Genomic DNA, 11,747 nt, shown 5'->3' on the forward strand with positions numbered 1-11,747 from the left:
TACGGAGGACGAGGAACCTTGCAAACCATGGGCTTTCGGCGTCACAGGCCCCGCCGGACGCCCCGAATCAGGGTTTCTTACACCTGATTCTCCCAGGATGAGCCCGTTTCGTGATGTTTCGCAAAGTCGTTCGTTATCGTTACGTAATTGTGAGCCAGATCACACTGTTGGGCCCTGTTTCGGCGCCTCGAAGCTTGCGAACTCAAGCACAAGAGCACGAATACGGTCTCGGAACGGTCACGTGAGCTGGTTCACCGTTCCGCGTCGGCAGCCGCGACGGACGACCCTTCCGAGAGCGGATTCTCGATGCGTCGCCGCAGCACCCTCGGGCCCCACCAGTTCGCACGGCCCATCAGCGCGACCAGCGCCGGGACGAGCAGCATCCGGACGAGGGTGGCGTCGATGACCAGCGCGATGATCATGCCGACGCCGAGGAACCGCATCGGGGTGAGCGCGGACAGGGTGAACGCGCCGGTGACGAGGATCAGCAGCGCGGCGGCCGCCGTGACGACCCGGCCGGTGCGTGCCGCGCCGGCGAGGACGGCTCCGTCGGTGTCGGCTCCGCGACGGTGCTCCTCGACCATGCGGGAGATCAGGAACACCTCGTAGTCGGTGGACAGGCCGAACACGACCGCGACGACGAGCACCGTCATTCCCGCGGCAAGCGGCCCGGTGCTGACGCCGAGCAGGCCCGCCAGGTGACCGTGCTGGAACACCCAGGTCAGGATCCCGAAGGTCGCCCCCAGGCTCAGCGCCGCGACGAGCACCGCCTTGATCGGCAGCAGGACGGATCCGAACCCGATCAGCAGCAGCGTGAAGGTGGCCAGCGCCATGATCGCGACCATCACCGGGAACCGGTCCACGATCGCGTCGACCCCGTCGGCGGTGAGGGCGGTCTGCCCGCCGAGGAGCATCCGGGCGCCGTCCGGCACCTCGATCGCCCGGATCTCGTCGAGCACCGCCATCGCCGGTTGCGACCGGTCCGGTACCTCCAGCTGCGCCCTGAGGACGGTGACGTCGTCCCGCGTTCCGGCCACGACGACACCCGCGACGTCGCCGACGGCGGCGATCTGGCGGCGCAGCCCGTCGACCACCACCGGGGAGGGCGGCCGGCCGTCGTCGCCCCGGACCACGGCGACGACGCCGCTGCCCACGGCCGGGAACTCCGCGGCGACCCGTTCGACCGTGGTACGGGCCGGGTGGTCCGCGGGCAATGCGGTGTGGTCGATGTCGGTGAGCTTGATGCCGAGCACCGGCGAGGCCAGCACCAGCAGGAGGGCGGTGATCGATGTGGCGACGAGCAGGCGCCGGGCGAGGACGGCGCGGGTGACACGCTCCCAGAACCGCTCGGCACGCGCCTGTCCCCGGTCGAAGGCGTTCCGGCGCCAGCTGCCCGCGCCAACGCGGGGCCCGAGCAGCGCGAGGGCGGCGGGCAGGACGGTGAGCGACATCGTCGCCGCAACGGCGACCGCGGACATCGCGCCCAGTCCGAGCGACCGGAGCGTCGCCTGCGGGAAGACGAGGGTGCCCGCGAACGCGCAGATCAGGAGCAGGGCGGAGAACCCGACGGTGCGCCCGGCGGTGGCAAGGGTGCGGGTGAGCGCCACAGCGGGGTCGGCGTCGGCGCCGATGTCGCGCTGGGCAGCCAGTTCCTCGCGGTAGCGGCTGACGATGAACAGCCCGTAGTCGATCGCCAGGCCCAGGCTCAGCAGGGTGACGACGTTGACCGCGAACACGTTCACCTCGGTGAACGACGTTGCCAGCCGCAGGCACGCGAGGGCACCGAGGATGGCGAGCACGCCGACGGCGACGGGCAGGGCGGCGGCGACGAGGCCGCCGAACACCAGGACCAGCACGACCAGCGTGATCGGCAGCGACAGCGATTCGGCGCGCAGCAGGTCCTGCGCCGACCGGCTGTTGATCTCGTCGGCCACCGCCGCGAACCCGGTCAGCTCGGTCGGAACCCCGGGAACGGCCAGGTGGTCCGCGACGGCGGGGTACGAGGCCAGCCGCTGGTTCTCGTCGCCCGCCGCGAAGACCAGCGCCAACGCCCGGGTGCCGTCGGCGGAGCGCAGGTACGGTGCCGCCGCGGGGGTGTTCCACGGGGTCACTACGGGCCGGTCGAGCAGACCGTCCTCGATGGTGTCGAGCCGGGCCTGGACCTGCGGTGCGATCTGGTCGAGCGTGGAACCCGCCGGGGCCGTGTAGACGGCGACGACGTCCGGGCTCTGACGGCCGAACAGGTCGTCGACCAGTGCCTCGACGTGGGCGGACTCGCTTCCGGGATCGGCGTACCCGCCGGCACCGAGCCTGTCGTGGACGGCGGAACCCCAGGTGCCCGCGACGGCGACGATGCCCACGGTGAGGAGCAGGACGAGCCACGGCCACCGCAGGACGACCGCCGCCCATCGGGTCACGCCCGGGCCTCCTCGGCGGTGCCGATCTGTCCCGAGCCCTCGGCGGCCAGTGCCGCGGCGAGTTCGGGATAGTGCGGCCCGAAGACGCCGAGGGCGGCGGCCCGCGGGTATCGGGGGCTGTCGCGATGCGCCGCGAGGCCCGCGAGATCGCGGCGGCCGTGGTAGCCGGGCCGGACACCGGAGGCGGGCAGCGGTGTGAGCGTGCCCTCGACGACCGCGGACAGGCTGCGTTCGAACACCGTGTGGCAGGCGCGCAGGCCGGCCATCATCACGTCCTGGAAGGTGTCGTCGACACCGATCTCGAACTCCTCGACGGCGAGGACGCCACCGGTGTCGATCCCCAGGTCGACGACGTGAAGCGTTGCACCGTAACGGGTTTCCCCGGACAGCAGTGCGTGCACGATCGCGATCTCGGGGAGGCCTCGGTAGCCGGGGAGGGGTCCGTTGTGGATGTTGTGGATCCGCAGACCGGATTCCACGATCGGCGCCCGCAGGATGGTCGGGTTGTTGATCGACCACACCACCCCGTCGGTACAGGCCGTCACGAGGTCGGCGGCCTGCGCGTTGACGTCGGTGCCGCGCAGCACCGGGACGCCGTCGGGCGCCGCCTCGTCGGGTCCGATGCAGACCAGATCCACCCGGTGCCCGGCGGCGTCCGCGCTGCGCACCGCCCGCCACAGCAGCGCGCCACCGCCGATGAAGATCACGACGGGTCCCGGCCGTCGCGCGCAGCGGTCGCGGCCGCGTGCACGTGGGCGAGCGTCATCCGCTGCACCAGTCCGTCGAGCCGGGCGACGAACCTGGCCTCCCCCGCGGTACCGACGACGGTCCGCGACACCTGCGAGAGCATCTCGAGGGAGGCCAGGGAGTCGCCGCCGAGCGCGAAGAAGTCCGCGTCGGGCGTCACGACCGCGCGGTCGACGGACAACACCTTCACCCAGATGGCGGCGATGCGGTCCAGGTCCGGGTCGCGTTCGTCGCCCGGCTCGTTCTCCGCGGACTGCTGCGGCGGTCCCCCCGGCGCGGGGGCGTCGACGTCCGGCAGCCGGGACACGTCGAGTTTGCCGTTCGCGGTCAGTGGCAGCTCGTCGACCTGCCGGATCACGGCGGGAACCATGTACGCGGGCAGACGCTCGGCCAGAAAGTCCCGCACCGCGGTCTCCTCGAGCCCGTCCGACGCGATCACGTACGCGGCCAGGACGTTGCCGTGCTGCCCGCGGCGGCCGACCACTGCCGCACGGTCGACGCCGGGGCACCCCTCGAGCACGGCCCGCACCTCGCCCGGCTCGACCCGGTTCCCGCGCACCTTGACCTGTTCGTCGACGCGGCCGGCGAAGTCCAGGTCGCCACCCGGCAGGACCCGGGCGAGATCGCCGGTGCGATAGGCACGTACGCCGCCGGGCAGCAGGACGAACCGTTCCGCGGTCAGTTCGGGGCGACCGAGGTAGCCGCGCGCCACCTGGGGGCCGGAGAAGTACAGCTCGCCGATCTCGCCGGCGGGCACCGGCAGACGGCGGACGTCGAGCAGATACGCGTCCGTGCCCGCCGCCGGCGCGCCGATCGGGACCGACACCGCATTCGGGTCCGGGTCCTCTTCGATCACGTGGGTGGTGCACACGATGCTCAGTTCCGTTGGCCCGTAACTGTTCAGCAGCCGCGCGTCCGCGCCGAAGAAGCGTCGGGCGCGTGCCGCCAGGGCCGGCGGCAGCTGTTCCCCGCCGATGATGACGGTGCGCGGCGTGGGCGGGTCGATGTCGAGCCGGGTTACCACCTCGAGCAGGCTCGGGGTGAACAGGAAGGTGTTGGCCCCGGACTCGCACAGCATCGACCGGAGGGACAGGTGCGAGGTGTCCCCGGGGACGAGCATGACGGCGCCCCCGGTCAGGAGGGCACCAAAGAACGCCGCGCAGGCCATGTCGGCGGCCGGGGTGTGGTGGTGCGCGAACCGGGTCTGCGGCCCGAGCCGGTACCAGTCGGTGGCCGAGTCGACGAAGTTGACGACGCCGGCGTGTGGCACCAGGACGCCCTTGGGCCGGCCCGTCGACCCGGAGGTGTAGGTGACGAACGCGACGTCGTCACCGCGAATCGGCACGCGCACAGGATGTTCCACCGTCTCGGGCAGGTCGTCGAGGAACAGGGCCGGGACGGCGGTCGGGACGGCACCGGCGTGCACGCGCTCGGCGAGCAGAAGGGTGGCACCGGAGTCGGCGACCACCGACGACAGCCGTTCCGCGGGGTGCTTCGGATCGAGCGGCAGGAACGCGGCGCCGGCCCGCAGGATCCCGAGCTGGCCCGCCACACCGAGGAGGGTGCGCCCGGCGAGGATCGCGACGACGGCGCCCGGGGTGACGCCATGGTCGCGGAGAGCGGCGGCGATCGCGTCGGCGCGCGCGTCGAGGTCCCGGTAGGTGCACTCCCCGTCGGGGCCACTGACCGCGACCGCGTCCGGCGCGGAGCGTGCGTGCAGGCGGAACCGCTCGTCCGCCGTGTCGGTGCCCGCGGCAGCAGGCGCGGCGGGCACGGCCGGCGTGAGGACCGGTTCGCTCACATCGCCGGTGCCAGTCAACTCCGCGGCGACCGCGTCGAGGAGGGCGGTCAGACGCTCGTCGACCCCGGCACCGGACCGGCAGGACACGGTGATCTCGGTGGTGCCGTCGCACTCGAGCACGACGAACGACACCGGCACCAGCCCCGTGTGCACCGGAATCGCGCGCACCCCGGTGGCTGTGAAACCGGGGGCGGACAGCTCGACGGTGGACACCTGACCGGCATGGGACACGATGGCGGACACCAGGTTCCGGTTGGTGCGGGCACCGAGCCGGTGCACGCCCCGCAGGACCGCGCGGGTCAGGGACGCGGGAAGCCGGGCCAGCCCGCCGTTGTCCATCTCGTTCAGCTCGCTGCGCCCGGCCATGCGGGTGAGGATCTGCGCGTGCACCTGCGACCACGACTCACCCGGTGCGACGTCGAGGAACAGGGGCAGCGCGAGGTTCGCGGTCGAACGCAGGGCGGGGTCGTGCCGGCGCAGATCGACCGGGACCATGATCCGGATCGTCGCTCCGGCCGCGTCGGCCAGCACCGCCGAGATCCGGGCGACCGCCGCGGCGGCGGTCCCGGGCACCGTCCGGTGTCGCCACAGGAACGGGCGCTCGCGTGGCACCGGGCCGGACGCGCCCAGCGGCGACCGATAGCTGGGCAGCAGGGTGGTCGGCTTGCCGGGGCTTCCGAGCCTGCCGACGAGGTCGTGGTCGGCGGTGGGATCCGGGGCACCGATCGGGTCCTGACCACGCAGCACCCGGAAGACGTCGGCCGCCCACAACCAGAGCCCGCGGGCGTCCATGACGCCGTGGAACGCGCGGAAGACGACTGTGGTGGTCGCGCCGCCGGGTGCGAGGGCAGCACCGCCGCCGCGTGTGAGGGCGGCACCACCGCCGCGCGTGAGGGCGGCACCGCCGCCGCGCACCAGCACCACCTCAGTGGTGGCCCGACCGTCGGCGCCGAGGTCACGAGTGAGCACCGGGTCGTCGTCGAGGGCGTCGAAGTCGACGCCACCGTCGACGACCGTCACCCGTGCGGGAACACCGGAGTCGACCCACCGGTCGCCGTCCCGGCGCAGTCGCGCACCCGGGCACGCGGCGCAGGCCCGGGTGACCGCCGCGGTCAGCTCGTCCAGGGCGAGGTCGCCGGAACCGGTGACCACCAACTGGATTGCGAACGGCGCGGCGAGCGGCCGCGTCGCCAGGTACAGCCGCTCGGTGGCGGAGACGGGGCGCTCGAACGTGGGGATGGTCGATGTCACGGCAGTCCTTCGGCGGTTGTCACGGCAGATCGAGCGGCTACTTCAGGTCGCGGGTCAGTTCGGCGAGGCCACCCTGGTCGTTCACCCAGGCCCGGAACTCGGCCATGCCCCGGGCCCGGTCGATCACCGGCGCGTATCCGAAGTCGCGTTCGGCGGCTGCCGTGTCGAAGGTCGACGAGCGGGTCATCAGGGCCAGCACGTACATCGACAGCGGCGGCGAGTACCGGGTCGCCAGGTACGGGATCTTCCACACGAGGTCGAGCACTCGCACTGCCGCCGTGACCACCCGGAGGTTCGCTTCCCGCTCGGGCATGACGAAGCCGAACTGCCGTGCCACCTCGGCCATGTACGGCCAGATGTTGGTGACCTCGGCGTCGGCGACGAAGTAGGCCCGGCCGCCCACCCGGTCCGAGGCGGCGGCCTTGACGCAGGCGTCGACGATGTTGTCGACGTGACACAGCGAGGCGTAGACGTCGCGGCCCCCGGACAGGTTCGGCAGCGTGCCCGCCTGGGCCCGGCCGAGCAGCCGGACGATCGGGCCGGAGCGGTCACCCGGCCCCCAGATCGCGCGCGGGCGCAGCGCGCAGGTGGTGAACCCGTCGGCATCGGCGGCGAGGACCGCCCGTTCGGCGGCCGCCTTGGTCTCGGAATACAGGTTCAGGAATCGGGTCGGATACGGGACGGTCTCGTCGATCTCGATCTGGTCGCCGCCGTCGTAGCTCATCAGGGCACTGGGGCTGGAGATGAACACGAACCGCTGCACCCCGCTGTCCCGGGCCGCGGTGAGCAGCACCTCCGTGGCGGTGGTGTTCTCGCGCACGAACTGGGCGCGCACGCCGCGCTCGTCGACGCGGGCGGCGCTGTGAAAGACGATGTCGATTCCGCGCGTCGCAGCGACGAGCGAGTCGGGGTCGGTGAGGTCGCCGTGGACGATCCGCATCTGTGAGGTGTCGCCGAGGTCGGCGAGATTGCTGGTGCGCCGCACCAGGATCGACACGTCGTGCTCGCCGTCGTCGACGAGGCGGCGAGCGAGGCGACCGCCGAGGAATCCGGATGCACCGGTGACGAGTACCTTCACGGAGCCTTCTCCTCGACTCGGCCTCCCGGTACTGGGCCTCCCGGTTCGGCGGGCTGGGTCTTCCACCACGTCATCCCGAATGCCATCGTCAGGGCGGCGGTGACGGCCGGGGAGCGACCTCCCCGGTCGGCGCGGAGCGCAGCGGGTATCTGCGCGGCGTGCACGACGATGCTCAGGAAGGCGTCGATCCACCAGGCGGCCAGCGCGGCCGGGTGTCGCAGCGGTGAACCGGCCGCGGTCCGGAGCGCCCCGTATGCCAGGTACAGCCAGCCGAGGACCGGAATCACCCGGAGCAGAGGGCTCTTCATCGGCGGCGCTCCTTCCGAAGCCGTTTTCCGGCCCAGTCCGCGAGCTTTTCGCGGCCGATCTTCGCGTTGTGCCGAATGTCGACGGGAAAACCCGGGTGGACCAGGAAGGTGTCGATCGTCGCGGTGAGCGGGAACCGCGCGCCATGGGTGCGCAGTGCGTCCACCACCACTGCGGGTTCGGCACCGGGCAGCAGTTCCACGCACAGCACCGGACGCTGCGCGGGGCGGGTGCCGACGCCGACGAGTGCGGTCCGGCCGACCCCGTCGACGGCGTTGAAGATCTGTTCGACCTGGACCGGATGGAACGTGATGCCATCCGTCTGCACTCGCTGGGATTTGCGACCGCAGAACCAGATTCGACCATGCTCGTCGATCCGTCCGACGTCCCCGGTGCGGTGCCAGATGCGATCACCGTCGGCGATCTTGCCGACCAGGTTGGCCGCGTCGGGCCAGTGGTAGCGGCGGCTGACGTTCGGGCCGGCCACGACGATCTCGCCGACCCCGTCCCGCGGCTCCTCGGTCTGGTCCCACCGCCGGATCGGTTCGTCGGTGACCGCGACCAGCCGGACCTCGACACCGGCGTCGGGCCGCCCGATGCATGTCCCGGCACCCGCGCGGGCGAGATCAACGAGGCCGTCGGCGAGCTCGCGGGATTCGATCGACGACATCGGGATCACCTCGGTCGCACCGTATCCCGCGTGCACCTCCGCGGTGGCGGGCAGGATCTCGCGCAGCCCGGTGACCACCGCGTCGGGCACCGGGGCGCCCCCGGAGAAGACCGCGCGGACGGTCGGCAGGGCGGTCCGGCGGTCCCGGCTGTGCGCGAGCAGCGGTGCCAGGACCGCGGGCGAGGCGAACAGCGTGTGCACCCCGAACCGGTTGACGGCGTCCACGACGTGCTTCGGGTCGGTGGCCCCGACCCGGCTCGGAATCAGTGGGGGCAGCACGATTCTGGTCCCGAGGAGCAGGTAGAGGACACCGAACATCGGCAGGGTCACCAGAGCCGTCTCCTCGTCGGTGACCCCGGTCAGTGCCTGGGTCCGCTCGAGCATCGCGGCGAGGTTGCCGTGGGTGAGTTCGACCGCCTTCGCCGGGCCGGTGGAGCCTGTGGTGAAGGCGATCATCGCCGTCACGTCGGCATCGGGCGCCGTGGCACGGCGCGCCCGACCGGCCGGGGCCCGGCCGAGCTGGGTGAGGGTACGGCCGCCCCAGAACCAGCGGCGGCCGACCGTCACCCGCGCCTCCACCCCGCCGAAGGCGCGGCGGAACAGCACCCGCACGGCGTGCGCCTGCGGGATCCCGATGAACGCCTGGGCGTCGACCGCGGCCAGGCAGCGCAGCATCGGGCGCAGCCCCATCCCGGGGTCGATGACCACCGGCACCGCGCCTGCCTTGAACAGACCGAACAGCACCGCGTACAGCTCGGGACCGGGGTTGACCAGCACGACGGTCCGGGTTCCTGCCCCGATGCCGTCGTCGGTGAACCGCTGGGCGAGGGCGTCGGACCAGGCGTCGAGTTCGGCGAACGTGATGTCGGTGTACACCGGCATCTCGTCGCGCTCGGCGGTGTCCGCGTATGTGACCGCCGGCGCCGCGGGACGACGCCGGGCGTGTTCCCGCAGCCGGTCGACCCATCCGGTGTCGGTGGGTGCGTTCATCGGCGCACGCCTCCTCGGATCACGAGGCCCACGCCCATCACCACCCGGGGATCCGGTACAGCGCGGCGGCGGCACTTGGGCCGGCGCCTGCAGCGACCATCAGCACGTGGCGAACGCCGTCGAGCCGGCCGGAAGCCGCCGCGTGGTGGTAGGCGAGCGGGAGCGTCGCGGTGTGGGTGTCACCGGTGACGTGGTCACCGGTTCCGTCGTCGAGAACCCGGATGCCGAGCTTGGCGGACAGTTCCGCGCGGAACCCGGGCGTCGGCCGAGAGGCGATCAGCACCGTCGTGTCCGGGTCGGCGTCGCCGGTCAGCGCGCGGGAGCCGGCCGCGACCGCGACATCGAGGAGGCGGCGCTCGAAGTCGTCGCTGCGCCGGACGGTCATCGCGGATCGCCCGGTGGTCCCCATCGTCGCGGTGTCGACGAAGCCCTCGACGGCGGTCGGTCCGTCGGCGAGCTCGACGTGAACCGAGCCGAAGCCGTCCGGCCCCTCCGCGAGCTCGAGCAGCAGCGCGGCGCCCGCAGTGGCGTAGGGGAAGTCGGCCGGAGCGTCCGGGCCGGCGAGGGACGGGTGGGTGTCGCCCGCGACGACCAGGACTCGGCCGGTGCTGCCCGTGCCGAGCAACGCCGACGCGACCTGGACGGCATTGAGGACGCCGCATGCCCCGTTCATCAGGTCGAAGGAGAACGACCGCGGGTCGTGCTCCCCGTACTCGAGGCCGATGCCGGCCTCCTTCTGGATGAGCGCGCTCATGGCGGGTTCGACCATGTTCGAGTCGCGGTAGATGCCGGTGTTGATCAGCACCCCGACGGAGTCGGGCGGCGCGTCGGCGGCCGTGAGTGCCGCCCGTGCGGCGCGGGCGGAGTTGACGATGATGCCGGCGGTGTCGGCGCCGTGGCTGACACCGGTTGCGGTGATGACGACACCCATGTCATACCTCCAGGGACGAGATCGTGGCGGACAGGAAACCGGTGACGATGCCGGACGCGGCGGGAACCATCAGGACCTTCGAGCCCGCAGGAATCCGCTTCTGTCCCAGCTGGTCGTGCAGGACGATGAAGTGACTGGTGGTCGAGGTGTTGCCGTACTTCTCGACGACGTTGAGCGATTCGGGCATCGCGGTACCGAACTCCCGTTCGCCGAGCGCGTTCAGCGCCGTGACGGCCGACGCGCCGAACTGGTGGTGGATGATGTAGTCGAACTCCTCGTCGGCGAAGGTTCGCCCCTGCGCGGCAAGGTGATTGCGCTGGGTGTCGGTCCACAGCATGAAGCGGCTCTCGTTGTGCATGCGCCGGTTGTCGGTGTAGAGCGCGACGCCTCCCGTCCGGTCGGACGGCATCCCGAGGCAGGCGTCCGCGTATTCGGACGCGGTCATCAGCTCGACGTAGTGGATCCGGTCGTCCGCACCCTCGGACCGATCGAGGACGACCGCACAGCCCGAGTCGCCGACCGAGAGGGAGGCGAACTGCGGGTGGTAGCCCCCGACGATCTCCTCGACCGCCGTCTCGGCGATCGGGGTGATCGCCTCACCGCTGACCACCATGCCGTTGCGCACGGCACCGGACCGGATCATGCGGTCGAGGATGTAGGTGCCGCTGAGCATGCCGGCGCACGCATTCGACAGGTCGAAGTGAATGGCCCGGGTGGCGCCGAGCTCCTTGGCGATCATGGAGGCGAAGGACGGCTCGAAGTAGATCTTCGACTCCTCCTTGCTCCGGGTGATCGACACCGAGATGATCGCGTCGAGGTCGGCGGCGGCGTAGCGGGACCTCGCCAGGCAGTCGCGTGCCGCCTTCGTCGCGAGGGCGAAGGAGTCCTCGAAGTCCTCGGGGTCGGTGGAGCGGACTCGACGCTCCCGGACCCCGGTCACCGCCTCGAAATTGAACGACGGGGGTTCGGCGAGCCGACCCATCAACTCCTCGGTGGTCAGTACGGCGCTCGGCAGGTGAGCGCCGATCGCCTCGAATCGTGAATGGATCACCACAGCTCCTCCGGTCGGTCCCACGCTCGGCCGGTGCCCTGCATGCAGAGTCCCGATTTCGCGTAATTATCAAGTCCCCAAATATGTTTCGACATCACGCGCGCCAACAACGATCGATCGGCCCCGAGCACCACGCAGCGAATGCCACACCGGGACGAGGCTGTGTGAGGGAATGTACAGCGCGCGCCGAGTCCTGCGGAGCGCAACGGCCGAGAACCCTGGGATTTGTCTATCAACAGAGAGTTACAGACATATCGTCCCGGCGCTCCGGGCCGCGGCACCGCGCAGCAACAGCCGGGGCCGCCCCTCGCCTCGCCGATACGGTCGACCACCAGGATCTTTCGCCCAGCGACACGCCCCACACACCCCACGGGCTTCGCATCGGCAAAGTGATTGCTTCTTGAATCATGTTGGACGCCAACCCATCCAAACCGCGCCCCGATATGAATCAGGTCACAATTGGACCGCTCGGCCTTGAGATCGACGGGGCGCCTGTGGTGTGGTG

At 71.3% G+C, this 11,747-nt stretch carries 8 protein-coding genes; all 8 read right to left on the reverse strand.

Annotated elements, in window-relative coordinates; translation table 11 throughout:
* Positions 1-251: 251 nt before the first annotated feature.
* From ACWEPG_RS02520 to ACWEPG_RS02555, 8 genes are read right to left on the reverse strand one after another with little or no spacing between them, the layout of a single operon-like run.
* Positions 252-2,417 carry an MMPL family transporter gene (locus ACWEPG_RS02520; protein ID WP_450113173.1) on the reverse strand — a complete coding sequence of 722 codons (2,166 nt, stop codon included), beginning with the start codon at positions 2,415-2,417 and terminating at the stop codon, positions 252-254.
* Positions 2,414-3,124, reverse strand: coding sequence for a formyltransferase family protein (locus ACWEPG_RS02525; RefSeq protein ID WP_450113174.1), 711 nt, complete (start codon positions 3,122-3,124; stop codon positions 2,414-2,416). The genes ACWEPG_RS02520 and ACWEPG_RS02525 overlap by 4 nt, the downstream gene beginning before the upstream one ends.
* Positions 3,121-6,216, reverse strand: coding sequence for a non-ribosomal peptide synthetase (locus ACWEPG_RS02530; RefSeq protein WP_452593806.1), 3,096 nt, complete (start codon positions 6,214-6,216; stop codon positions 3,121-3,123). The genes ACWEPG_RS02525 and ACWEPG_RS02530 overlap by 4 nt, the downstream gene beginning before the upstream one ends.
* Before the next feature lie 37 nt (positions 6,217-6,253).
* Positions 6,254-7,294 carry an NAD-dependent epimerase/dehydratase family protein gene (locus tag ACWEPG_RS02535; RefSeq protein ID WP_450113176.1) on the reverse strand — a complete coding sequence of 347 codons (1,041 nt, stop codon included), beginning with the start codon at positions 7,292-7,294 and terminating at the stop codon, positions 6,254-6,256.
* Positions 7,291-7,602, reverse strand: coding sequence for a hypothetical protein (locus tag ACWEPG_RS02540; RefSeq protein WP_450113177.1), 312 nt, complete (start codon positions 7,600-7,602; stop codon positions 7,291-7,293). Before ACWEPG_RS02540 ends, ACWEPG_RS02535 begins: the two co-directional genes overlap by 4 nt.
* Positions 7,599-9,260, reverse strand: coding sequence for a fatty acid CoA ligase family protein (locus ACWEPG_RS02545; protein ID WP_450113178.1), 1,662 nt, complete (start codon positions 9,258-9,260; stop codon positions 7,599-7,601). Before ACWEPG_RS02545 ends, ACWEPG_RS02540 begins: the two co-directional genes overlap by 4 nt.
* A gap of 37 nt (positions 9,261-9,297) precedes the next feature.
* Positions 9,298-10,191, reverse strand: coding sequence for a 3-oxoacyl-[acyl-carrier-protein] synthase III C-terminal domain-containing protein (locus ACWEPG_RS02550; protein WP_450113179.1), 894 nt, complete (start codon positions 10,189-10,191; stop codon positions 9,298-9,300).
* A 1-nt stretch (position 10,192) separates the two neighbouring features.
* Complete coding sequence (locus tag ACWEPG_RS02555; protein ID WP_450113180.1) at positions 10,193-11,242, reverse strand: 3-oxoacyl-ACP synthase III family protein; 1,050 nt, start codon at positions 11,240-11,242, stop codon at positions 10,193-10,195.
* Between the last annotated feature and the right edge of the window lie 505 nt (positions 11,243-11,747).

The organism is Rhodococcus sp. NPDC004095 (assembly GCF_053604015.1).

Excerpts from the sequence above, each read along its gene's own strand:
- ACWEPG_RS02540 (WP_450113177.1), bottom strand. The coding sequence starts at position 7,602 with ATGAAGAGCCCTCTGCTCCGGGTGATTCCGGTCCTCGGCTGGCTGTAC.
- ACWEPG_RS02545 (WP_450113178.1), bottom strand. The coding sequence starts at position 9,260 with ATGAACGCACCCACCGACACCGGATGGGTCGACCGGCTGCGGGAACAC.
- ACWEPG_RS02550 (WP_450113179.1), bottom strand. The coding sequence starts at position 10,191 with ATGGGTGTCGTCATCACCGCAACCGGTGTCAGCCACGGCGCCGACACC.